This window comes from Ensifer adhaerens, assembly GCF_013283195.1.
GTDB classification, from domain to species: domain Bacteria; phylum Pseudomonadota; class Alphaproteobacteria; order Rhizobiales; family Rhizobiaceae; genus Ensifer; species Ensifer adhaerens_G.
In genome coordinates, this window is record NZ_JABEKT010000001.1 from 2,719,823 (window position 1) to 2,743,590 (window position 23,768).

19 protein-coding genes and 1 riboswitch are annotated in these 23,768 nt (G+C 62.3%); of the genes, 9 read left to right on the plus strand and 10 right to left on the minus strand.

Features of this window, described 5'->3' with window-relative positions; all coding sequences use genetic code 11:
- Positions 1-9: 9 nt before the first annotated feature.
- The 4 genes from LPJGGPFB_RS12920 (at position 10) to LPJGGPFB_RS12935 (ending at position 3,425) form a co-directional block, all read left to right on the plus strand.
- The gene (locus LPJGGPFB_RS12920; protein ID WP_173420270.1) at positions 10-1,308 is read left to right on the plus strand and encodes a lipoprotein-releasing ABC transporter permease subunit; all 1,299 of its coding nucleotides are present in this window, start codon (positions 10-12) and stop codon (positions 1,306-1,308) included.
- Between the two features lie 343 nt (positions 1,309-1,651).
- Complete coding sequence (locus LPJGGPFB_RS12925) at positions 1,652-2,242, plus strand: hypothetical protein (RefSeq protein WP_173420271.1); 591 nt, start codon at positions 1,652-1,654, stop codon at positions 2,240-2,242.
- A 124-nt stretch (positions 2,243-2,366) separates the two neighbouring features.
- On the plus strand, positions 2,367-2,543 hold the full coding sequence (locus tag LPJGGPFB_RS12930; RefSeq protein WP_173420272.1) for a hypothetical protein: 177 nt from the start codon (positions 2,367-2,369) through the stop codon (positions 2,541-2,543).
- A 288-nt stretch (positions 2,544-2,831) separates the two neighbouring features.
- Positions 2,832-3,425, plus strand: a complete 594-nt coding sequence (locus LPJGGPFB_RS12935; RefSeq protein ID WP_173420273.1) for a methyltransferase family protein — start codon at positions 2,832-2,834, stop codon at positions 3,423-3,425.
- Positions 3,426-3,439: 14 nt separating this feature from the next.
- On the opposite strand, the gene LPJGGPFB_RS12940 is transcribed toward LPJGGPFB_RS12935, so the two are convergent.
- The 6 genes from LPJGGPFB_RS12940 to cobU form a co-directional block, all read right to left on the minus strand.
- On the minus strand, positions 3,440-4,882 hold the full coding sequence (locus tag LPJGGPFB_RS12940) for a hypothetical protein (protein ID WP_173420274.1): 1,443 nt from the start codon (positions 4,880-4,882) through the stop codon (positions 3,440-3,442).
- Positions 4,883-4,982: 100 nt separating this feature from the next.
- Positions 4,983-5,408: an EamA family transporter gene (locus LPJGGPFB_RS12945; protein WP_173420275.1), complete on the minus strand. Its 426-nt coding sequence runs from the start codon at positions 5,406-5,408 to the stop codon at positions 4,983-4,985.
- Positions 5,408-6,052 carry a cob(I)yrinic acid a,c-diamide adenosyltransferase gene (gene cobO, locus LPJGGPFB_RS12950; protein WP_112815655.1) on the minus strand — a complete coding sequence of 215 codons (645 nt, stop codon included), beginning with the start codon at positions 6,050-6,052 and terminating at the stop codon, positions 5,408-5,410. Before cobO ends, LPJGGPFB_RS12945 begins: the two co-directional genes overlap by 1 nt.
- A gap of 120 nt (positions 6,053-6,172) precedes the next feature.
- A complete protein-coding gene (gene cobN, locus LPJGGPFB_RS12955) occupies positions 6,173-9,949 on the minus strand; it encodes a cobaltochelatase subunit CobN (protein ID WP_173420276.1) in 3,777 nt (1,258 codons plus the stop codon).
- Between the two features lie 70 nt (positions 9,950-10,019).
- A complete protein-coding gene (gene cobW, locus LPJGGPFB_RS12960) occupies positions 10,020-11,084 on the minus strand; it encodes a cobalamin biosynthesis protein CobW (RefSeq protein ID WP_173420277.1) in 1,065 nt (354 codons plus the stop codon).
- A gap of 3 nt (positions 11,085-11,087) precedes the next feature.
- On the minus strand, positions 11,088-11,612 hold the full coding sequence (gene cobU, locus LPJGGPFB_RS12965; RefSeq protein WP_173420278.1) for a bifunctional adenosylcobinamide kinase/adenosylcobinamide-phosphate guanylyltransferase: 525 nt from the start codon (positions 11,610-11,612) through the stop codon (positions 11,088-11,090).
- Positions 11,613-11,750: 138 nt separating this feature from the next.
- Positions 11,751-12,152: riboswitch (cobalamin riboswitch) on the minus strand.
- Between the two features lie 212 nt (positions 12,153-12,364).
- On the opposite strand from cobU, the gene LPJGGPFB_RS12970 reads away from it, so the two are divergent.
- The gene (locus tag LPJGGPFB_RS12970) at positions 12,365-14,593 is read left to right on the plus strand and encodes an adenylate/guanylate cyclase domain-containing protein (RefSeq protein WP_173420279.1); all 2,229 of its coding nucleotides are present in this window, start codon (positions 12,365-12,367) and stop codon (positions 14,591-14,593) included.
- A 177-nt stretch (positions 14,594-14,770) separates the two neighbouring features.
- Here LPJGGPFB_RS12970 and LPJGGPFB_RS12975 read toward each other — a convergent pair whose 3' ends face one another.
- Complete coding sequence (locus LPJGGPFB_RS12975; protein ID WP_173420280.1) at positions 14,771-15,301, minus strand: dihydrofolate reductase family protein; 531 nt, start codon at positions 15,299-15,301, stop codon at positions 14,771-14,773.
- 113 nt (positions 15,302-15,414) lie between these two features.
- The gene (locus LPJGGPFB_RS12980) at positions 15,415-16,872 is read right to left on the minus strand and encodes a cobyric acid synthase (RefSeq protein WP_173421032.1); all 1,458 of its coding nucleotides are present in this window, start codon (positions 16,870-16,872) and stop codon (positions 15,415-15,417) included.
- 250 nt (positions 16,873-17,122) lie between these two features.
- Between LPJGGPFB_RS12980 and LPJGGPFB_RS12985 the strand changes: the two genes are divergently transcribed.
- The 4 genes from LPJGGPFB_RS12985 (at position 17,123) to LPJGGPFB_RS13000 (ending at position 21,358) form a co-directional block, all read left to right on the plus strand.
- Entirely contained in the window at positions 17,123-17,266 is a 144-nt protein-coding gene (locus LPJGGPFB_RS12985; RefSeq protein ID WP_107027614.1) for a hypothetical protein, read from the plus strand.
- A gap of 868 nt (positions 17,267-18,134) precedes the next feature.
- Complete coding sequence (locus LPJGGPFB_RS12990; RefSeq protein ID WP_173420281.1) at positions 18,135-19,133, plus strand: ABC transporter substrate-binding protein; 999 nt, start codon at positions 18,135-18,137, stop codon at positions 19,131-19,133.
- A 274-nt stretch (positions 19,134-19,407) separates the two neighbouring features.
- Positions 19,408-20,319: an ABC transporter permease gene (locus LPJGGPFB_RS12995; RefSeq protein WP_173420282.1), complete on the plus strand. Its 912-nt coding sequence runs from the start codon at positions 19,408-19,410 to the stop codon at positions 20,317-20,319.
- Entirely contained in the window at positions 20,312-21,358 is a 1,047-nt protein-coding gene (locus LPJGGPFB_RS13000) for a quaternary amine ABC transporter ATP-binding protein (RefSeq protein ID WP_173420283.1), read from the plus strand. The genes LPJGGPFB_RS12995 and LPJGGPFB_RS13000 overlap by 8 nt, the downstream gene beginning before the upstream one ends.
- Before the next feature lie 196 nt (positions 21,359-21,554).
- Here LPJGGPFB_RS13000 and LPJGGPFB_RS13005 read toward each other — a convergent pair whose 3' ends face one another.
- Together LPJGGPFB_RS13005 and LPJGGPFB_RS13010 are read right to left on the minus strand one after the other, a co-directional pair.
- Positions 21,555-22,421, minus strand: coding sequence for a D-alanyl-D-alanine carboxypeptidase family protein (locus LPJGGPFB_RS13005; protein ID WP_173420284.1), 867 nt, complete (start codon positions 22,419-22,421; stop codon positions 21,555-21,557).
- Positions 22,422-22,621: 200 nt separating this feature from the next.
- Positions 22,622-23,737 (minus strand): acyltransferase family protein, encoded by a 1,116-nt coding sequence (locus tag LPJGGPFB_RS13010; protein ID WP_173420285.1) that lies wholly within the window; start codon positions 23,735-23,737, stop codon positions 22,622-22,624.
- Between the last annotated feature and the right edge of the window lie 31 nt (positions 23,738-23,768).

The window sequence follows — 23,768 nt, forward strand, 5'->3', positions numbered from 1 at the left end:
GAAGCCAGGATGACCGCCGTGACGGAAGATCAGGTTCGGGCCGCTGGCCAGTCCGCAAAGTCCGCCAGCCGCCCCTTTTCCGCCTTCGAGCGTATGGTCGCCTGGCGCTATCTGCGCTCGCGGCGCAAGGAAGCCTTCATTTCGGTGATCGCCGGCTTCTCCTTCATCGGCATCATGCTCGGCGTTGCGACGCTGATCATCGTCATGGCGGTGATGAACGGCTTCCGAACCGAACTCATCTCGCGCATCCTCGGCATCAACGGCCACATGATCGTGCAGCCGATCGATGGTCCGCTCAATAATTATGCCGAGCTTGCCACGCGCTTTTCCGGCGTGAAGGGTGTGACGATGGCGATCCCGCTCATCGAGGGGCAGGTCCTGGCGCAGGGCGTGGGCGACAGCTCGACCGGCGCTCTCGTGCGGGGCATCCGCGCCGATGACCTCGGCAAGATGAAGTCGGTCTCCGAGCAGATCAAGTCCGGCGACCTCGTCGGCTTTGCCTCAGGCACCGGTGTCGCGATCGGTTCGCGCATGGCAGAAAAACTCGGCATCCAGGTGGGCGGCTCCATTACACTCACTTCGGCCACCGGCGACGTGACGCTGCCGCTCGTGAAAGCCTATACCGTTTCGGCGATCTACGAGATCGGCATGTGGGAATACGATTCGACCATCATCTTCATGCCGCTTGAAGAGGCGCAGCTGGTCTTCAACGCAGAAGGGCTTGCGCAATCCATCGAGATCTTCGTCGAGCACCCCGACGCCGTCGACGAAATGCGCCAGCCGGTCGAGGATGCCGCTGGGCGGCAGATCTTCATCAGCGACTGGCGCGACCGCAACCAGACCTTCTTCGCGACGATCGAGGTCCAGCGCAACGTGATGTTCATGATCCTGACGCTGATCGTGCTGGTCGCGGCGCTGAACATCATTTCCGGCCTGATCATGCTGGTGAAGGACAAGGGAAGCGACATCGCCATCTTGAGGACGATGGGGGCGACCGCAGGGTCCGTCATGCGTATTTTCTTCATGACCGGCGCAGCGATCGGTACGGCCGGAACCGTTGCTGGCGTGTTGCTCGGCGTTGTCGTCTGCCTCAAAATCGAAGCGATCCGGCAGTTTTTCTCCTGGATTTCAGGAACCACCATCTTCAGCCCGGAACTCTACTTCCTCAATCAGCTCCCGGCCGACATGGACGCCGCCGAGACCATGCTCGTCATCGGCATGGCGCTGAGCCTTTCCTTCCTCGCCACGATCGTCCCGGCCTGGCGCGCCTCGCGCCTCGATCCGGTTGAGGCCCTGCGGTACGAGTGACAAACCGAGCCAAAGCGCCCGCATTCGGTCGGCGTGATGACCGAGGCCGTGTGTCTCGCAGCTCTCGCGATATATCGGTTTGAGCGAACCTTCTGTCCGATACGTGGCAGCGCTGGAGCTCAGCAGCAAATGCCACGTGACGCTGGCGCCCCCGCGGACAGGCGGCTCGCGAGAGGTACACGACGACACCCGCCCGTGGCGATGATTTCAGCAAGAGGCAAAGCTGGGTCTGAAATGAAGGCGACTACCCTGCGCATAGGCGATGGTCATTGGGTGATCGCGATTGATTTCACACGAGGTTCGGGAGACAGAATGCGGCAGCAATCAGCCCGGCAAGAGTCGCATGGAAATCAACAGCATTAGAGACCGAGCCCAGGGCGTTACGGATGGACCGGTTTCTGAAGCCGAGGTTGAATTCGCGCGGGAGATTCTACGATCCCAAACTGGCAACATCGGAGACGCCCTCTATATCGTCGGCTATTGCGGTGCCCCAGCTGATGCTCAGTTGATCGAAACCTATCTCCATAACGAGGAGAAGGATGTCTACGGAGATCTCGCGCTCAAGGCACTTTGCCGCTATTTAGGCCTTGTTGTCTGGTACCGCGACCTGATCGTTAAGTTTGTTTTCGCGGATGATGATACTGACTTCTACGGAAGCAGGCTTGCCGGCATACAGGTGGCATCCGATTACCTGAAGAAAAGACGCGATAGCCTGATCACAGGCAAGCTTGTCTCCATTTTCTGCGATCTGCAGGATAAGGAGCGCGACGCGGCGCGTTATGCTCTTGTCGAGACACTTGGTCTGCGCAGTGTAATTGCCGATCCGTTCCGGCTTTCCGACGATGTTCCAGACGAAGACGCGCCTCGAATAGTCGAGGAAGCGTGCCGTCAGTTCGGACTCAGCCTTGGCGACCACGCAGCATTCTCGGCCTGAAAGCCTGGCCACCTCTCGCGGCCGCTGTCGAAATACGACACCTGCCGTATGTCGCCGGCTCGACAAGCGTCCTAGGCCAGATCTCCCGCACTCAGGCGGGAGGTCCGCATCCAGGAGATAAACAATGAAGATCATGATCGCCATAGTGGCATCCCTCGCGATGGCGAGTTCCGCCTTTGCCGCCGTCTCGTCGACGTCCGTCGAGAAGCGGGCATCGGTGAAGGCCAAGCAAGTTGAGTTGGCATTGGGCAAAAACCGTTCGGGCCAGACGACGCCTTCGAACGGCAGGACCTTTCGTTAGTCCGGCGTCATGCAGAAGGGCGGCCGAGGTCGCCCTGAATGTCTGCACTTTACCGCCGGGCGGGAGGCGGTGATGTCACCGCCAAGGCCGCGCGGGTGTCACCTTTCACCGGCAACTCGCCGGTGAAAATCTGGTAACCAAGATGAAAATCGAGTGAGTCAGCCCCTTGAACCTCTAGTCACTAGAGATTGCAACCTGCGAAAAATGCGTCGCGGAGAGTGGGTGGAGATCAGACAGGCCGCCTGACCACAAGCGCCGCATTGTCATTTCGCGCGCTCAGAGGTTCCGATGTTCACCACCCTTCCCGCCATCCTGATGCTCGTCGTCGGTCTTTTCACGCTGGCGCTGGCGGTCCTTCGCCGTCGACAATCCGGCCGCTCGCCCGTGGTCTTGACCTACGGCGACGACGCGGAAGGCTTTGCCGGGAAGCTCTTTCGCGTGATCGTGGCAGTGCTGGTGGTTCACCTGCTGGCAATTGCCGCCTTTCCCAAAGCAGTCAACGCCGCGCTCGGCCGGATCCCGCTGCTCGACACCCCGTCCATCTCCGCAATCGGCCTTGCCCTCATGGCGCTTGGCGGCGGGCTGACGATGCTGTCGCAATGGGCGATGCGGCATTCCTGGAAGATCGGCATCCCCGAAAAACAGGACGCGCCGCTCGTCACCTCCGGCCTCTACGCGTTCTCGCGCAACCCGATCTATGTCGGCATGGTGACGGCGCTGATCGGCACGGTGCTGGCCGTTCCCAACGTCATCTCGGTCGCGCTGGCGCTTTCCGCCTGGATCTCGATCTCCTACCAGATCCGCATGGAGGAGACGCACCTCTCCCGCGCCTTCGGCGAGGCGTATGGCGTCTATTGCCGGCGGGTCCGGCGCTGGGCCTGACGGATATCCCGCCCTCAGTCGGCGATGCATTCAGCGTCGGCCGAACGGAACGAATGGCCCCGGCGGATCAGGAAAACGGCCGAAAGACCGGCAACAACGCTGGACACGTCAAGCACGAGGAATGAGGTCACCGAAATCGGCACGACCTTCCACAGGATGCCTTGATTCAGGCTATGCGCGATCCCACCTCCGACGAGAAAGGCCGAGAGTGAGAGGATGACCACTGCAACACTCGACCGGACGGCTCTGTTCTTGAGAAAGTGATGGAGCAGCATTGTCATCAATGCCACGACCGCCCAGACCCGGTAATTCAAGAGCCATGTCTCGGCGGCGCCGACCTGCATAGCGCTGTCGAGGAACCACTGCGGCGCGATGCCAAGCATCGGTGCGGCGGCGGCGAAAAGACTGTAAAAGACCGCCGCTGCCGCCGGCGCAGCAAAGCCGGCGATCAGCAAGGCGCGCATCAATCCGCGCACCGAAGTGGCCTGCAGCGTACCCTGCTCGCCGATGCCGCGGCGCCCGGGAAACCAGATCGCGGTGCAGATGGCAGCTGACAGGGCACCGACAAGGCCACCGAAAGGCAATAGAAACGCCTGATTGCTGGCGGTGTCATCTGCGTAGTCAAACAGAAGCGTAAATATCGCGCCGACGTGCAAGCCGACGAAAAAGGCGAAAAGCCAGGCCGAACGGCGTGAGCGATTGGGTGTGAGCGCAAGAACCAGCGTGGCGCTGATTGCCGCCGCGTAAGCGCCACCGTAGTAGTATCGCAGCACTGCCCACAGCAGTTTCGATGCACCGAGGGCGCTTTCCGGACTGAAGAGCATCTCAAGAAACATCAGCGGGACGATAACGATCACGGGCCCAGCGAGAACGGAAAACCAGAAATAGCGCTCCTCCGCCCGCAGCTGGCGATTACGAACGAGGGCGCGCTCGCTAGGCGAAACTGGAGTGAGCCTCGAAGCGGTCGTTGCCCCCGGTTCGCCAGCGGCTCTATTGCGTTTTTGGTCCAGCCCCTCGCGCAGGAGCCATAGCGCCAAGCTCGCAGCAGCCATGAGCGCACCCACTCCAGCGATCACCTGGAAGCGAGACTCCAAAAAAATGTCAGTGAGCACCGGATAAGGTACGGCAAATCCACCCGGGTCCCAGCTCGCGAAACACATGGTCAGAACGTAGACCCCGATCAGGCCGGCAACAGCGGTGAAACCACACGCCAACGAAAGCGCCAGCAGCTGCCACGCGCTGCGGACATATCGACTGAGCGCGATCGTCAGCCGCGCCGCAATCATCGCCGGGAAAGTACTCAGGAAAGGAGCAAGAAACTCCGTAGGGTATCGCGCAGTCGATATCGCGACGTAGTAGACAGCAGCACAGAATGCCACCAGCGCTGCCGTCGTCCAGGCTGCAAAGGTAAGATAGTCCCTTTCAAGGCGCTTGCGCCAATCGTCATCAACCTGCATGTCGCCCCCGCTTGCCGCAACCATTTCGTGTATCAGGATTACGGCTTGACTGAGGCGAACATTCAGGGAACAAATTTGCGAGCGGCGCGTGATACCAAGCTCAAAACACCGCCAGCAACAGCGCCCCCGCAGCGATGAAGGCGACGCCGAGCCAGTTGATCAGGTTGAGCTTCTCGCCGAGAAACAAGACGCCGAAGATGGCGACCATGACGATCGAGAGCTTGTCGATCGGCGCCACCCGCGCGGCATCGCCGAGCTTGAGCGCCCGGAAATAGGCGAGCCACGAGGCGCCGGTGGCAAGGCCCGACAACGCCAGGAACAGCCAGGTGCGCCCCGGGATTTCCGAGGGCTTCTGCCATTGCCCTGTTGCAGCAACGATGCCGGCGAGCACGAAAAGGATGATGACCGTTCTGATGAGCGTGGCGAAGTCGGAGTTGATCTGCGCAACCCCGACCTTGGCAAACACTGCCGTCAGCGCCGCAAAGGCCGCCGACAGCAGCGCCCAGAACTGCCAGCTCTGGCTCATCAGAATTCGACGCCCTTCTGCGCCTTGATGCCGGAGCGGAAGGGATGCTTGATCAGCTCCATTTCCGTCACCAGATCGGCCGCCTCGATCAGATCTTCCTTGGCGTTGCGGCCGGTCAGGACCACGTGGGTCATGTGCGGCTTTTCCTCCTTCAGGAAGCGCACGACTTCGGCCACGTCGATGTAATCGTAGCGCAGCGCGATGTTGATTTCGTCGAGCAGCACCATCGAGTTGCGCTCGTCGCGGATCAGTTCCTTGGCCTTCTCCCAGGCCTTTTCCGCCATCGCCACGTCGCGGGCGCGGTCCTGTGTTTCCCAGGTGAAGCCTTCGCCGAGCGTATAGAACTGGCAGACATCGCCGAAATGTTTCTCGATCAGGTCGCGCTCGCCGGTCTCCCAGGCACCCTTGATGAACTGCACGACGGCGCAGGGCATGCCATGGGCGATGTGGCGGAAGATCATGCCGAAGCCGGCGGTAGACTTGCCCTTGCCCTTGCCGGTGTTGACGATGATGAGACCCTTCTCGTCGGTCTTCGTCGCCATGATCTTTTCGCGGGCGGTCTTCTTCTTCGCCATCTTCATCGCGTGACGCGCGTCGTCCTTCTCGGCGACGCCCTCACCCGTGCTCACCACATCTTCGCTCATGACGTTCTCCTGATCCTGTGATTCCATCGTCGGACCCGGGCGTAATGCTGACCGCGATCCCATTCTTTGCACTTGCGCAACTCCGTCCGGAAAACCGCTTCGCGGCTTCCCCTGACTTGCTCATTCGTTTCCGGCGCGAAGCCGCACTGCCGCCGTCGTGCGGCCGCTCAGTTCAAACCGCGCCGAGTTCGAGCGCGGGGTCCACAGATTGCGGTCGATCGCCTCCAGCAGCCTTTCGGACAGCTCGGCGAGCGCCGCCGGGTTCTTGTCGCGCAGGAAGTTCGACACGCGCTCATCGACGATGAAGGCCTGGTAGGCCGCCTCGAAATGATGGTCGCGCACCGCCCCCGTCGTCGCGGCAAAGGCGAACATGTAGTCGACCGTCGCGGCGATCTCGAAGGCACCCTTGTAGCCGTGGCGCATGACGCCATCGATCCATTTGGGATTGACGACGCGGGCGCGCACCACGCGACCGATCTCTTCCTCCAGCGAACGGATCACGGGCTTTTCCGGCCGGGAATGGTCGTTGTGGTAGATCGCCGGCTTCGCGCCGCTCAAGTGCTCTGCTGCAAGGCTCATGCCGCCTTCGAACTGGTAGTAGTCGTCGCTGTCGAGCAGGTCGTGCTCGCGATTGTCCTGGTTCTGGACGACGGCCTCGATCGTGCGCAGCCGCTCCTCGAAGAGGTCGCGCTCCGCCTTGCCCTCCTCGCCGGCGCCATAGGCATAGGCGCCCCAGGTAAGATAGGCGTCGGCGAGATCGGCGCGTTTGTCCCAACCCTTCTCGTCGATCAGCGCCTGCAGGCCGGCGCCATAGGCTCCGGGCTTGGCACCGAAGACGCGGTAGGAGGCGCGACGTGCGGCCTCCGCCGGCTCGACGCCCGACGCTTCCAAGCGCTTTGTCTCGGCGCGCATGCGCGCGGCGATCATGTTGTCGGCATCGTCTTCCTCCAGCGCGCCCACGGCGCGGATCGCCTTGTCGAACAACGCGATCTGATCCGGGAAGGCATCGCGGAAGAAGCCGGAAATCCTGAGCGTGACGTCGACGCGCGGTCGGCCGAGCACCGCAAGCGGCACGATTTCGTAGCCCATCACGCGGCGCGAGACCATGTCCCAGGTGGGTTTGGTGCCGATCAGCGCCAGCGCCTGGGCGATGTCGTCGCCGCCGGTGCGCATGTTGGCCGTGCCCCAGGCCGTGAGCCCGAAGGAGGACGGCCATTCGCCGTGATCCTGCAGGTAGCGGCGGATGAGCAGTTCGGCGGATTTCTTGCCAAGCTCGTAAGCCGCCGGCGTCGGCACCGAGCGGCTGTCGACGGAGTAGAAATTGCGCCCGGTCGGCAGAACGTCGGGCCGCCCTCGCGTCGGCGCACCGGATGGTCCGGGCGCCACGAAGCGGCCATCGAGGCCGGTCAGGAAACCGGCCATCTCGGCAGCACCGGAATTGACGATCGACGGCTTTAACCGTGTCTCGATTTCGCCGAGCACGGCGCTGGTGGCCGACCAGGCCGCCGGTGCCGGCGTCTCGCCGCTAACGAACGAAGCCGCCAGCAGTTCGATGCGCTCAACCGTATCGCCAGCCGTGCGCCAGGGCTGATCGGAAACCTCGGCAAGCAGGTGCGGGCGCAGCCCAATCCAGGCGTCGGACATCACGCAATCGAGCGGATCGAAGCCGAGGCCTGCATCCGCCGCGATCGCGCGCTGCAGGCTCTGGTCGGGGCCTTCGCCGAGGCCGCGCGGCACGCGGGCGAGCGCCACCGTCAAATCGGTCAGGAGCCGCCCCTCCGGCGCCACGCCGAAGATGTGCAGGCCGTCGCGGATCTGCATCTCCTTGAGGTCGCAGAGATAGGCGTCGAGCTTCTCCAGCGCCTTGTCGTCGCTGTCGCCCTTGTCGATGCCGGCGTCGTGGTCGAGGCCGATATCGCGCACCAGGTCGAGGATCTGACGGCTCAAGAGCCTCAGCCGGCGCGGATCGCCGCCGGCTGCATCGTAGTATTCGTCGACCAGCGCCTCGAGGTCTTTCAGCGGCCCGTAGGATTCCGCCCGCGTCAAAGGCGGCGTCAGATGATCGATGATGACGGCGCTGGTGCGGCGCTTGGCCTGCGTGCCCTCACCGGGATCGTTGACGATGAAGGGGTAGACATGCGGCAGCGGCCCGAAGATCGCCTCGGGATAACAGGTCTCCGACAGCGCCAAGGCCTTGCCCGGCAGCCATTCGAGATTGCCGTGCTTGCCCATGTGCACGATCGCCTGCGCGCCGAACCGGTTGCGCAGGAAGGCATAGAAAGCGAGATAGCCGTGCGGCGGCACGAGGTCGGGCGAGTGGTAGCTCTCCTTCGGATCGATGTTGTAGCCGCGCGCCGGCTGGATGCCGACGACGACGTCACCGAAGCGGGCGAGCGGCAGCGCAAACACGCCATCGAGGAAGAACGGATCGGCGTCCGGCGCGCCCCAGCGGCTAGTCACCTCATCCTGAATCTGTTTCGGAAGCGAATCGAAGAACGCTTTGTAATCGCTGATCGAAATGACTTCGCGGATCTCTCGGTCGCCGCTTGCGGCATTGGTCGGCCCGGCCATGAGATAGCGGATCAGCGCGTCGCCATCCTCCGGCACGTCGGTCACGGGATAGCCCTCGCTCGCCATGGCGCGCAGCACCTCAACTGTGCCGGCAGGCGTATCGAGCCCGACGCCGTTGCCGAGCCGTCCGTCGCGGTTGGGGTAATTGGCCATGATGATGGCGATCCGGCGTTCAGCCGGCTTGGCGCGGCGAAGCCTTGCCCAGTTGACCGCGAGCCGTGCGGCAAACCGCACCCGGTCGGCAAGCGGCTCATGCCCCACGATATTGGCTTCCACCTTGGGATCATAGATCGAGGCCGCCTTGAAGGAGACGGCGCGCGCGAGGATGCGGCCGTCGACCTCCGGGAGCGCGACATTCATGGCGAGGTCGCGGGCCATTAGCCCCTGCGGCGAGGTCGCCCATTGCGCCCGCGACGACCCCGAGAAGATCACCTGCAGCACCGGCGCGCCGGTCGATTCCAGCACGGTCGGCTGCCGGTCGGCGCCGGGAGACGAGACGGCAAAACCGGTGGCGTTCATCACCACGTCGGGTGCAGCCTCGGAAAAGATCGATTGCAGCGTGCCGACCGAAACGGCATCTTTCAGACTGGAGACGAACAGCGGCAGCACGCGCATGCCCTCAGCGGCAAGCGCCTCGATTAGCGCTTCAACGGGCCGCGTCTCGCCGCTCTGCACCAGGGCGCGATAAAAGCAGATCCCGATGGTCGGGGGTTCGAATCCCTCCCCGGCGACCGTCCTTTCCCGGACACGGATCTGCCATTCGCTGACGCCGATGACGCCCGCCCCCGGCCACCAGATGCCGGCCTTCAGAAGCGGCTTTGCAGGCTGGGGCTTCTCCGCGCCCGTGATCAGCGCCTCGGCATAGTCGAGGAACAGTCCGGCATTGTCGGCGCCGCCTTCGGTGAAATAGGCCCAGAGGCGCTGGCGGTCGTCGGCTTCCACCGTCGAAAACGGTTCGAGGCCAGGATCGGGCTTGTCGTCGCCCGGCAGCACCGCGATCTGGAAGCGGTGGGTGACGGCGGCGGCATGCAATGCTTCCAGCACGTAACGGAAATAGCTGGCGCCACCGAGCGGCCGGACCACAATGAGCCTGGCATGCCGCGCCGTGCGCTCGACGTAAGTGTCGACCGACATCGGGTGCATGAGGTTCATCAGGCTGGCGATACGCAGACCTGCCCCATCGTCGCGCCGACCATGGGCCGCGGCGATCGAGGAAAGCTCGGTGTCGGCGGCCGACAGGAAAAGCACGTCGGCCGGCGTTTGCCCCAGATCGATCGCTTCGTTGCCGTCGGCGATCGTTCCTTTCTGGGCGAGAAGCAGATGCATTGTTCTATCCGTTCAAGCCGTTCCAGGAAGGTTCGAAACGATCTTCCTGGAACTGCGTTGCTTCAAGGCGTCAGGCGAGCGCGGTGATGGCCGCGCGCACCGCAGCTTCGTCCATGTCGTGCAGGCCGATGACGACGAGGCGCGTTCCGCGCTTCTCGCCGGCAGCCCAGGCGCGGTCGTAATACTGGTCGATGCGGGCGCCGACAGCCTGGATCAAGAGGCGCATCGGCTTGCCGGGCACATCGGCAAAGCCCTTGAGGCGCAGCACGTCGTGCTCTGCGATCACGCCCTTGAGGCTGTCGATGAAGGCGGCCGGATCGGCAATTGCGCCAAGCTCGACGACGAAGCTGTCGAACTCGTCGTGAGAGTGCTCCTCGCCGGCTTCATGCTCCATCTCGTGGTGAGACTTGCGGTTGGCGATATCGCTTTCCGTGCCCACGCCAAGGCCGAGCAGGATGGCAGCGGCCACTTCGCCGTTCTTGGCTTCGATCATCGTCGGCTTGCGGCTGGTGCGCGAAGCCACTTCGTCGCGCACGGCCTTGAGGCCCGAGGCGTCGATCAGGTCGGTCTTGTTGAGCACGATCAGGTCGGCGGCGGTCAGCTGGTCCTCGAACAGTTCCTCGATCGGGCTTTCGTGGTCGAGATTGTCGTCCTCGACGCGCAGCGCATCGACCTTGTCGTGGTCGTCGGCAAAACGGCCAGCGGCAACGGCAGCGCTATCGACCACAGTGACGACGCCGTCGACAGTCACTTCGCTGCGGATATCCGGCCAGTTGAAGGCGGCGATCAGCGGCTGCGGCAGCGCCAGACCCGACGTTTCGATGATGATGTGGTCAGGACGGTTTTCGCGCTCGAGCAGCTTTGTCATGGTCGGGATGAAATCATCGGCAACCGTGCAGCAGATGCAGCCATTGGTGAGCTCGATGATGTCGTCTTCCGAGCAGGCTTCCGCGCCGCAGCCCTTCAGGACGTCGCCGTCGACGCCGAGATCGCCGAACTCGTTGATGATCAGCGCGATGCGCTTGCCGTCGGCATTCTGCAGCAGGTTGCGGATCATCGTCGTCTTGCCGGCACCGAGGAAGCCGGTGATGACGGTCGCCGGGATCTTGCCCTGGTTGGCTCTCGCAGTGGTCATGGATCAACCCTTCATTTTCAGCGGCAATCCGGCCGCGACAAAGTAAACTTCCGCGGATTTCTCCGCAACGATCTGGTGAAGCCGGCCGGCATGGTCGCGAAAGTCGCGGGCCATGCGGTTCTCGGGCACGATGCCGAGGCCGACTTCGTTGGACACAAGGATCAGGCGCGCCCGCGCCTCGGGCAGAAAGGCGGCAAGGGCAGCGAACTCCGCCGCCATGTCGCGTCCTTCCATCATCAGGTTGGTGACCCACAGCGTCAGGCAGTCGACGAGCACCACGCGCTTTTCGTCGTCGATGCGTGTCAGCAGCGAGACGAGATCGAGCGGCTCCTCATGCGTCGTCCAGCCTTCGCCGCGCCTTTCTTTGTGATGGTCGATGCGCTCGCGCATCTCGTCGTCCCAGGCCCGGCCGGTTGCGACATAGTGCATGGAGAGCCCGGAGGCTTCGACGAGCCTTTCGGAAAAACTGGATTTACCGGATCGGGCACCGCCGAGGACCAGAACCGGCCCGGCATGGGAATTGCTCATGTGCGTTGCGGCCTCACGTGCTCGGTCGCGAGTTCGAGCGGCAACAGCATCTCACCGCGCCAAAGGCGCGTTCGGAAAATGGTCGATAAGCCAAGACAACCTCCGTGATGGCGTGGGAAGCGGGCTTCCCTTCGGGCGGAATGCCCCTGTCGGACGGCAGGTCTCCTGGCTCACGGCGTCACGAGCCCAGACATCGCTTCGCGTCGTGACGCGAAAAACAACGCAAGGGCCCGAACGGCCCGCCTCACCTTCCCGGCGTTTTCATGTTTCGTGAAAGGCGGACGATTCGTAGAAGAAGAGGCGTCCAACCCGGCTGATCACGAAGCCACGCCAGTGGCTTTTCCGGCTGAATTCCAAACCGCCTTCGATTGCCCATGCAATCCAGAGGTAGCCGGTCTTCAGCCCGATGGCGAACCCTGACCGTTCTACAGTCGCGGGGTCGGCTGCGATAAGGATGCCCGATTTGGGTCCATCCGTCACATTCCCAATTATTCCCCCGCATCGCCACGATCCGGGGAAACCATCCAACGTCAGATGATTAGGAAGCGGGCGGTGCAAAGTCAATCGACGCGTGCGACACCTCCCCGGCCGAATTGCGTCGCGCGACGATTTGCCGAACGCGAAGTACCCCGGGGCCGCAAGTCGTCGTCACACGGCATAAGCGCTGCACCACGGCGGCGAACTTCATTTTAGCGATTGCAGATAATGCGATAAACTAGCCCAACAAGAGGCTTCGTTGATCCGGTAGGCAAATGGAACGCAGGCTCGCCGCCGTGATGATTGCCGACGTTTCCGGCTATGGACTGCTCACCCAAGCCGACGAGGAGGGTACATGCGCGCGATTTCAGGCCGATCTGCACGACCTGTTCGAACAACGGATCGCCGCGCACCATGGACGGCTGATCAAGACCATGGGCGACGGGTTGCTGGTCGAGTTCCACAGTGTCGTCGAAGCGGTCCGTTGCGCGGTGGAGGTTCAGCGCGCGAAATCCGATAGCCGCGGCTCCGAAGAGGGGCGGCTGGAATTTCGCATCGGCATCAATCTTGGCGATGTCATCGTTGAAGGCGACGACATTCAAGGCGATGGCGTGATCATTGCCGAGCGCCTGCAGAGCCTCGCCGAACCGGGTGGGATCGTCATTTCCGGCACCGCCTACGATCAGGTCGAGAAACACCTCGATGTCCGTTTCGTCTCTCTCGGCGAACAACGCCTGAAGCATATCGAAAAGCCGGTTCGGGCTTATCGCCTGGCGCTGAACGAAGCCCACGCGGGCAGCGCGAAAGCCGCAACGCGCCGCATGACGCGCTGGCCGGCACTTGCTACATCTGCTGTCGTGCTTGTGGCGGCGAGCGGCGTCGCCTGGTGGCAGCCGTGGGAGCCACCCGTGGAAACGCCCCAAGTCCGACTATCGAACCTGAGTGTTCCGGACAAACCGTCGATCGCGGTGCTTCCGTTTGCCAATGTGAGCGACGATCCGAGGCAGGAGTATTTCGCCGATGGCATGACCGATGGGCTCGTCACCGAGCTCGCCCAGGTCTCCGGCCTGTTCGTGATCGCGCGCAACTCGACCTTCACCTACAAGAACAAGGCGGTGACACCCAGGCAGGTGTCCAAAGAACTCGGCGTCAGATACGTGCTTGAAGGCAGTGTGCAGCGTGCCGGAGAGCAACTGCGGATCAATGCCCAGCTCGTCGATAGTCTCAGCGGCGGCCACGTCTGGGCCGGAAAGTTCGACGGTTCACTGTCCGATGTCTTTGCGCTGCAGGACGAAGTGATGCGGGGCATTGCCGACGCGCTGGCACTTCGGCTGGACCCGGACCAGCAGATGGCCTCCGGGCGCAAGGAAACGATGGTGCCCGCGGCCTTCGACGCGTTCCTGCGCGGCTGGGAGCATCACCGACGCACCACCCCGGAAGACTTTGCAAAGGCAGTGCCCTATTTCGAGCAGGCGATTGCGCTCGATCCCGCCTATGGGCGCGCCTACGCCGCCGCGGCCATGGTCTACGCGCGCATCTGCATGTGGCGCTGGCATTATCAGCTGGGCATCTCGCGGACCGAAGCGAGAGCCAAGGCGACGCAATATCTGCGGATCGCCCAGAAGCACAAGACAGCGCTCGCCTATCAGGCGTCCGCTCTCCTGTCCGAAGCGGACTGGCAATATGCCGACGCGCTGGCCGCACTCAAGGAAGCGATCGCGCTTGAACCGGGCGACTCCTGGAGCTACGCGCTGACGGCCCTCGTGCTGACCTCCGTCGGCCGTCCGGCGGAGGCTCTGCCCTACATCCGCACGGCCATGCGCCTCGATCCGCATTCTCCGTCCTTCTTCATCTACGTCCTTGGGCTGACGCAATTCGGCCTCGAGGATTTCGAGGCGGCAGCGGCAGCAACGAAGCGCAGCATCGAACTCAACCCTCAGGATGACGGCTCATTCCTTCTTCTTGCCTCCGCTTCCGGGCACCTCGGTCGCCGCGCGGAAGCGGAGGCGGCCATAACCCGTTTCAACGGGCTTCGCCTCGCACGCGGCGGCACTGCGGCCAGCATCGCGACCAGCCCGCCCCTGGACCTGGCAACGCAGGAGGACAGCGCACGCTTCTATCGGGGACTGCGGCTGGCGGGCCTGCCCGAGACCTTGATGAACACCGACTTCATCGCCGCCAACAGACTGGAAGCCGACGAAGCCCGCTCACTTCTCCTCGGGCATCGGCTGCATGGACGCATGCTGGATTCGGGCGAGGAACACGAGGCTGTGATTTCGATCGCGGGCATGGCCACTCTGACGGGAGACTGGGCCTCCATCGGCGCCGGTCGCATGACGGACGTCGAGGTCAAATTTGACGGGGACGAGGTTTGCTTCCTGTGGCTCAAGACAACGAACCTGTGCGGGACGGTGCTGCGAAATCCCGGAGGACTTCGCGCCAAGGAAAACGAGTTCATATGGTATCACGGCGACAGGGCCTTCACGTTCTCGCAGGTCCCCTAGCAGCTCGATATCGACACAAGTGCCCCTTGTGGCATCCCTGCGCATTTGCCGGCGTGCCAAACTTCAGGACACGCACTGCCGTTGACCGGAGCCAGATCGATCGCAAGCGCCTGCGGATGATTGTTGGCGGCCATATCGGGCCCCAAACGGCGCAGTCCGTCTGTCGAAACGCAGCGATCAAGCAGGAACATATGTCAACCTCATCACGTCTTCGCCAACGTGATCGGTGGAAACAAGGCGCAGTGGTGGTCGCGGGCCGGCGAAGAATGGCGTGCCGCTACCAAGCACGACGGGGTGGAAGTAGAGCCGATACTCATCGATAAGGCCGAGTTCGGTTAGGCTTCGGGCCAGATCCGGTCCGGAGACGGCAATCTCTCCAGTGAGCCGGGCTTTCAGGCCACCGATCACCGCCTCAACGTCACCTTCGACAAGCGTGGCGTTGGGGCCGACAGACTTCAGTGAGCGCGACACGACCCACTTCGGCTGGCGCCGCCACGCCGCCGCGAATGCCTGCCGCTCCGTGTCCCATTCAGGATGGTCTTCGTCCCAGTAACGCATGATCTCGTACATGCGGCGACCGTAAACGCTGCCGGTCAGGCCACGCACGTGGTCTATCCAGTGACGAAAGAGCACGGGGCCAGGCGCGAACCCCTGGTAGTCGACATAGCCGTCCAGAGACTGGTTCATTCCAAACACAAGCTTCGCCATGCTGCAAACCTCCCGCGGGGTGGTCAGAATAGCGTGAGGCGACAGGACGCAAAAGTGAGGTTGGGCATAAACGGTGCGCCGCCTTGTCGGAGCGACCAACGAACAAACAAACGCTACCGCCCCAGAAGCCCATCCAGCCAACGCCCGTCGAGCACGGCTTCAAGCTCGCCGGCGACATCGTCGAGCGCCGCATCCACCGACTGGCGATAGTTGGTCGCTCCGCCTTCGATGCCGAAACTCTTCAGAAGCGCCGCGCGATAGGCGTCGCTCGCAAACAGGCCGTGCAGGTAGGTGCCCATCACCCGGCCGTCGGCAGACAGCGCACCGTCCGGGCGGCTGTCGATGCGCACCGATGGGCGGTCGCAGTCTGCGCCTGTCGTCCGGCCGAGATGGATCTCGTAGCCTTCCAGCGCAACGTCGTGTTCCAGCGACCAGGCGCGGCTGTTGCGGAGCGTCTTTTCCGGCGCCATCTCGGTTTCGACGTCGAGCAGCCCGAGCCCGGCGACCTCGCGGTCGCTGCCCTCTATGCCGAGCGGATCGGTGACGCGCGCACCCAGCATCTGGTAGCCACCACAGATACCGATCACGCGGCCCCCGCGTCGCACATGGCGCTTGAGATCCTGGTCCCACCCCTCGGCCCTGAAATCCTTGAGGTCGCTGATCGTCGATTTCGAGCCGGGAATAACGACCAGCCCGGCATCGGCCGGAATCGGGCTTCCCGGCCTGACGAACACGAGATCGACCTCCGGCTCGGCAGCGAGCGGATCGAGATCGTCGAAGTTGGCAATCCGCGACAACACAGGAACGGCGATCTTGAGCGCCCGCCCCCCGCCGCGTGCCAGCCTTTCAAGAACCACCGAATCCTCAGCCGGCAGCCGCCCGGCGGCCTTCAGCCACGGCACGACGCCGAAACAGGGCCAGCCGGTGTAGCGACCGACAGCGGCGATGCCATCATCGAACAGCGTGACATCGCCGCGGAACTTGTTGATCAGATAACCGCTCACCATGCGCCGGTCCTCGTCAGGCAGGATCGCATGGGTGCCGACCAGCGAGGCTATGACGCCGCCACGGTCGATATCCCCGACCAGCACGACGGGCACATCGGCGCGCGTCGCAAATCCCATATTGGCGATGTCGCCGGCCCTCAGATTGATTTCGGCAGGCGATCCCGCCCCCTCGACCACGACGAGATCGGCGCCGGCTGAAATCTGCTCGAAGCTTTCCATCACCGCGCCAAGCAACTTCGGCTTCAGCGCCTGATACTCCCGGCCCTTCGCCTGCCCCGCGACCTTGCCCTGCACGACGATCTGGCTGCCGACATCCGACTGCGGCTTCAACAGCACCGGGTTCATGTGCACCGACGAAGGCACGCGCGCCGCCAGCGCCTGCAGCCATTGCGCCCGGCCGATTTCGCCGCCGTCATCGGACACTGCTGCATTGTTCGACATATTCTGCGGTTTGAACGGCATGACCTTCAACCCGCGATTGGAGGCGAGCCTGCAGAGGCCCGCCACCAATACCGATTTTCCGACATCCGAGCCGGTTCCCTGAAGCATGATCTTGCGTGTCATGGCGCCACCGGTAACACCGAATTGACCATCGGCAAAGGCCTGCTTTGACACGATTTCGCCGCATTTGCGGCGCGTCGATAACAGTCTGTTTCGGTCGCTTATCAAGCTTGTCGAGTTTCTCTCCGAAACTAGCGTAAATGCGACATCCTGTGACGAGTTTGGTATTCAATTTCGCGCGGCGCGAGCCTATATCAGCGCCACCGAAACACACCCGGATAACAACACGTCCGGCCTCTCAAGGTCCATGTCCATGCTGTACATCTTCAGCAAACCGAATTTCGTTCAGATTGCCTGGAACTCCAAGGCACCCGTCAGCCAGTCGCGCGTTCGCAACGTCGTGCTCGATGCTCCCTTTGGACCACTTGGGTTTATCCGCACGTCCAACGTCGGTTGACTTTGCGGCCCGTTGATCGGGCGCGCTTTTGGCAATGGCTTTGCACTCCAGCAGCTAACGCCTTCTCCTCCAGCCGTCTCCCCTGTGGAGACGGTTTTTTTTGGCCGAATGACCGGGAAACCCGAGGCTCCCGGTTTGTGCATGTCGATCTCACAAAACCGCGACGCACTTTTGCGCGACATGCCCGAAAACGCGAAAACCGCATCAACCTCCTTCGAGGGATGCGGCTTCCAAAAAACGCTGGTCACTCCGGCAATACACACCGAAGGCTCGCTTCACACCCGGGACGCACTACCTTGATCCGGGCCGGCGGCCGTTTCCCGCCGCGCAACAACAATTAGCCGGACATCGTTACCGGATGGTTATTGAGAATTTAACGAAAGATGAATCGCGGCTTTTTTTGAACTTTTTCGCGACATCGGCAGAAAATACCGGTGACGCATTCGCGACAGGAAAAGTCCTGATTGCAACAGATCAAAAATGGGCATCGCCGCGACCGCTATATTTTGCGGCACTAATTGTCGCAAATGCTTAAATTTGGGCGCCCTGAAGCCAAAAAATTCCTCTTCGATCATGTCGCAGACAGACGCCGCGGGCACGCGGACCCGGCCGTTTTCCGATTCAAGAGGTTGATTTCCCAACGAGAATACTTAGGCTTGCAGATCGGTATAGAGGAAATCCGGCCGGCGACAGGGTTCCGCGGCAAGGACACAAAAATTCCCATGACCGTCGCAGCGGGGGCTACCCTTGGCTTGTCTTTTGCCGAACCCCAGGCTGCTCATTTGGTTCGGGTGAACGGGATGCGAGGGCGTCCCCACGATGCCCGTTTGATCGTTGGCTGCAGTTAAAGACTGGGAGGTCTTGCAACATGAAGAAACTCCTCGCTTCCACCATCCTCGCCGCCGGCCTGTATGCCTTGGCGGGTTCCGCGCAAGCCGCGGAATGCGGAGAAGTCAGCATTGCCGAGATGAACTGGGCGTCTGCGGGCGTTGCCGCTCACGTGGACAAGTTCATCCTCGAAAACGGTTACGGTTGCACCGTGACGCTGGTCACCGGCGACACGATGCCGACCTTCGCCTCCATGAACGAAAAGGCCCAGCCGGATATGGCGCCGGAACTGTGGGTCAACGCCGTTCGCACGCCGCTCGACGCGGCCATCAAGGAAGGCCGGCTGATCGAAGCTGCCAAGATCCTGAGTGAAGGCGGCGTCGAAGGCTGGTGGATCCCGAAATTCCTCGCCGATGCCAACCCCGACATCAAGACCGTGCAGGACGCACTGAAACACCCCGAGCTTTTCCCGGCGCCGGAAGACGCCTCGAAGGCCGCCGTGCACAATTGCCCGTCGGGCTGGAACTGCCAGGTCTCGACCGCCAACCTCTTTAAAGCGATCGATGCTGAAAAGCTCGGATTCCAGCTGGTCGACACCGGCTCGGCCGCCGGTCTCGATGGTTCGATCGCCAACGCCTTCGCCAAGAAGACCGGCTGGCTCGGATATTACTGGGCACCGACCGCCATTCTCGGCAAGTACGAGATGACCCGCCTCTCCTTCGGCGTCGATCACGACAAGAAGGAATGGGACGCCTGCTCGGCCGTTCCCGATTGCCCGAGCCCGAAGGTCAATTCCTACCCGGTCTCCGACGTCTTCACGGTCGTGACCAAGTCCTTCGCCGACAAGGCGGGCGTTGCCATGGATTACGTCAAGGCACGCAAGTGGGACAACGGCACGGTCAACAAGGTTCTTGCCTGGATGGACGAGAACCAGGGTACGAACGAGGATGCTGCAAAGCACTTCCTCGAAGAGTTCCCTGATATGTGGACCCAGTGGGTCGCACCCGACGTTGCCGAAAAGGTAAAGGCTGCGCTCTGATTTCAGCTGATGTTGCAGGCGCCCGCGTGAAATGCGGTCGCCTGTATCTGCGCCTTCGCCTTCGGGAAAGGCAGACTGCATGGCGCTCGATGCTCCCGACGACGAACGGGAGCCGTTCGCGTCGCATTCAGGTAAGCGGGCGTCACGTTCCGCTGTCACATTCCTCACGCCGGGACCCGAAGAGGTCACCCGTTAAGTCTGCGCAAGGATCGGCAACGACCGGTCCACTGACGCAGTCGGCGTCATAAGACTTCCGGCCAAGAAGGGGAAAAATATGGCATCCATCTGCAGTGTCTTGCCAGCGTTGCTTTGCAAGTTCCCTGCCATTGACGACGGAACGATCCGGCTCGCCCGCAAAACCATCGACGATGGTTTCAAAGGGTTCGTTCGCTCCTATGGCGACGCCATCGATACGGTCGTGCAGCCGCTACAATGGTTTTTGAACTACCTCGAAGGCGCGTTCGTGGCGTCGCCCTGGATCCTCGTGCTGATCGTCATGGTGGCTGTGGTCTATTACGGCAGCCGCAACATCAACATCACCATCGGAACGGCGCTGTCGATGATCGCTATCGGCCTGGTCGGCCTGTGGAACGACACGATGATCACGCTGGCGATGGTCACCGTCTGTACGCTGATCTCGATCCTGATCGGCATTCCGATCGGCATTCTGATGGCCCGCTCCGACCGGGTGCAGGCGATCGTCAATCCTGTGCTCGACGTGATGCAGACGATGCCGAGCTTCGTCTACCTCATCCCGGTTGTCATGATTTTCGGCATCGGCAAGGTTCCGGGCCTGATCGCCGTCGTCATCTATGCCGTGCCGCCGATGATCCGGCTCACCAATCTCGGCATTCGTCTTGTCGACCAGGAAGTGCTGGAAGCCGCCGACGCCTTCGGCTCGTCCGCCTGGCAGAAGCTGAAGAACGTGCAGATGCCGCTGGCGCTGCCCACGATCATGGCCGGCATCAACCAGACCATCATGATGTCGCTGGCGATGGTCGTGGTCGCGTCGATGATCGGCGTCGGTGGCCTCGGCAAGAACGTGCTGCAGGCGATCGCCAACCAGTTTTTCACCGTCGGTTTCCTCAACGGCTTCGCCCTTGTCGGTATCGCCATCATTTTCGACCGTACCAGCCAGGCCTTCGGCAGGCGGCTGCAGAAGCATTCGGAGGTTATCCATGGCTAGTCACGCGATCGAGGTGAAGAACCTCTACAAGATCTTCGGCCCCAATGGCGGCGACTATGTCGATGCGGTCAAGCGGGGCCTGGGCAAGGCGGAACTCAACGAGAAACACGGCCACGTTCTCGGCCTGCAGGACATTAACATCTCGATGCCGGCCGGCGGCGTGATGGTGGTCATGGGGCTTTCGGGCTCCGGCAAGTCGACGCTGATCCGCCACATCAACCGGCTCATCGACCCGACCGCAGGCGAAGTGCTCTATGACGGCGTCGACGTCTGCAAGATGAGCGACAACGACCTGCGCGAATTCCGCCGCCACAAGACGGCGATGGTGTTCCAGAAGTTCGCGCTGCTGCCGCACCGCACCGTTCTCGACAACACCGTCTATGGTCTCGAGATCCAGGGCGTCGGCAAGGCGGAAAGCGAAAAGCGCGCGCGCGGCTGGATCGAGCGCGTCGGTCTCCAGGGCTTCGAGAACCATTATCCGAATCAGCTGTCCGGTGGCATGCAGCAGCGCGTGGGCCTCGCCCGGGCGCTGACCAACGACGCCGACATTCTCCTGATGGACGAAGCCTATTCGGCGCTCGATCCACTCATTCGCGTCGACATGCAGACGGTGCTTCTCGACCTGCAGAAAGAGCTGAAGAAAACGGTCGTCTTCATCACCCACGATCTCGACGAGGCGCTCCGGCTCGGCGACAAGATCGCCATCCTGCGCGATGGCCGCGTGGTGCAGCAGGGAACCGGCCAGCAGATCGTGCTCTCACCCGCCGACGACTACATCACCGCCTTCGTCAAGGAAGTGAACCGCGGACGCGTCATCAATGTCGAGACGATCATGCGACCGCTTACGGGCAATCCGGAGGGCCTGCCGCTGGCAATGGGCATGGTGCTGGAATCGGCAGCGCGCGCCATGACCGGTGCCCACGTCAACGCAGCCCATGTCGTCGATGAGAACGGCCGCCCGATCGGCGCGCTCGACCTGCCGACGATCATCTCGGCGATGGTGACGCCCACAAGCCACGAGGACAAGAGAGCCGCGTAAGGCTGCGGGTCAAAGCCCGACATCCAGGGCGCTCGGCTTTTTCCTCCTGGAGGATCTAGCCGCAGCGCCCTTCGCATTTCACGAAATTGGATCGTCAGGCGTGGCACGCGGTGTTGCGGGAACCGCATGCCGTTTTGTCAACCACGCGGGGCCAGTGCCAGCCTCGCGTTGACCGAAAATAGGGAACCCTCAGCCTTCAGTTGGTCTTCGTGGTTTCGGCTGCTGCCGGCTCGACGGTGCTTGCGGACGAGAGCGAATCGCTCCTGGCAGGGAAATACTTGTCGAGCAGGCCGATCATCTGGTTGTCGCGCTTCTCAGCGGTTTCGCCGCCCATGACGACGCCGACGAGGCGCTTGCCGTCGCGGGTTGCCGAGGTCACCAGGTTATAGCCTGATGCCTTGGTGTAACCGGTCTTGATGCCGTCGGCACCCTCATAGCGGTTCATCACGCCGTTGTGGCCGCGAAGTTTCATGCCCCTGAACTCGATCCTGCGGTTCGAAAACAGCGCAAACTCTTCCGGGAAATCACGCATGAGCGAGATGCCGAGCGTCGCCATGTCACGCGCGGTCGTCACCTGCTCCGGATCAGGCAGACCATTGGCGTTCTTGAACACGGTGCGAGCCATGCCGAGCTGGTGTGCCTTCTCGGTCATCACCTTGGCGAACGCCGTTTCCGTACCGGCCAGCTGCTCGCCGATGGCAATGGATGCATCATTGGCCGACAGCACGATCATGCCCATCACGGCTTCGCGCACGGACACGGTGCGTCCGACGCCGACGGCGAGCTTGAAGGGCTCCTTGCTGTTGGCATTTTCCGACATGGTCAACCGCTGGTCCCAGGTCAGCCTGCCGTCACGAAGGGCTTCGAATGCCAGATAGATCGTCATCATCTTGGTCAAGGACGCGGGGTAATTCAGCTCGTCGGCATTTTCGGCCTCGAGGACCGTGCCCGTCTGAGCATCGAGAATAAAATGGGCCTTTCCGGCAAAAGCGGAGGACGCACCGCCAAGCAGCAGACCGAGTGAAACCGCGGCCGACGCGAGTGTCCGGAGTGTAAAATGCATGATGTTCTTCTCGTTTGAGGCTATCGATCAGCGCGCGAGATCCGCGGGCAGGCTGGCGACTACATAAGTGCGCCCTTTTACAGCGATCGCCAGCAGGCCGCAATCGCCTATGGGCTGCGGCCTTTCGTCGTGAACACCCGCCCGGATTTGGCCACAATGGCTCCATTCGACGGCAGGCTTCCGCCCGAGATCGACCCCTTCTAACCGTTGCGCGACGCGACCGCCCTCGCCCCGAAAGGCCAGCCGGACAGAAACGGTTTCTCGATGAAACGATAGGTCAGATACGAGGCGACGAGCACTGCGGCCGTTGCTGCAAGCGTGACCAAGGTCGCGAAACCCTGGCCGAGCGCCAGCACCGTGTCGCCATCGGCGGCGACATGGGTCGGCACCTTCAGGCCGAAGCGCAGAACCTGGGTCACCACCCAACCGACGATGGAATGGGTCAGGTAGACGCTGTAGCTGACGGTGCCCAGCCACACGAAGAACGGCCACTCGAGAAAGCGTCGCAGGGACGTATCCGCCTCAAGGCTCGCAACGGCCACGATCGTCAGCGCGAAAAGCGGTGGCAGGAGAATCTCCGCGTGGGTACCGCCGAGACCCCAGATTGCCGCAACGACGAGAGCGAGCGTGCCGGCCGCCATCGGCGTGGCCGCCTTTCGGGGAACCCGGACGTGGAGCGAGGCGGCCCATGCCCCCAGGAAGAAGGAAAATACGCAGCGGATGATCGCAAAGATCGGATCGGTCTCGAGCCGCCCGCCCTCCAGGGCCAACAGGACGACGGCCGCCCCACCCGCCAGAACAAGGCACCAGCGCATTTCCAGCCGCGACAGCCCCATGGTCAGGGCGAAGATCAGATAGGTCCAGAATTCGACCGAGATGGACCAGCTCGGAATGTTGAACCCGAGTTCGTTCAGGACCACGCCCTGCAGCAGAAAAAGATTGGCAAGGAAGGCGCTCGCGTCGGAGACGACGAAGGCGGGGTTGTTGGAAACGATCCCGGTTCTCTGTTCAAAAACGTATTTGAGGCACTCGATGCCGAGGAAGATCAGCAGCGTGAACAGGTGAAGCGGATAGAGCCGCCAGAACCGCCGGCGCTGAAAGCTTGCAACCTCGGCGGGGGTCGACAGTCGGTTGGCATAGTTGAGCGCAATAACGAAACCACTGAGCACGAAGAAGAAGTCCACCATCAGGTAGCCATGCCGGATGAAGGCGTTTTCGCTGAGCAGGCTGCCATAGCGGAAATGGTGCACGGCAACGGCAAGGGCCGCGAATCCGCGCAGGGATTCAAGTGCCAGAAGCTTGGATTTCTTCGCCATTGGGGAGAATGCTCCATCCCTGACGGCTTGC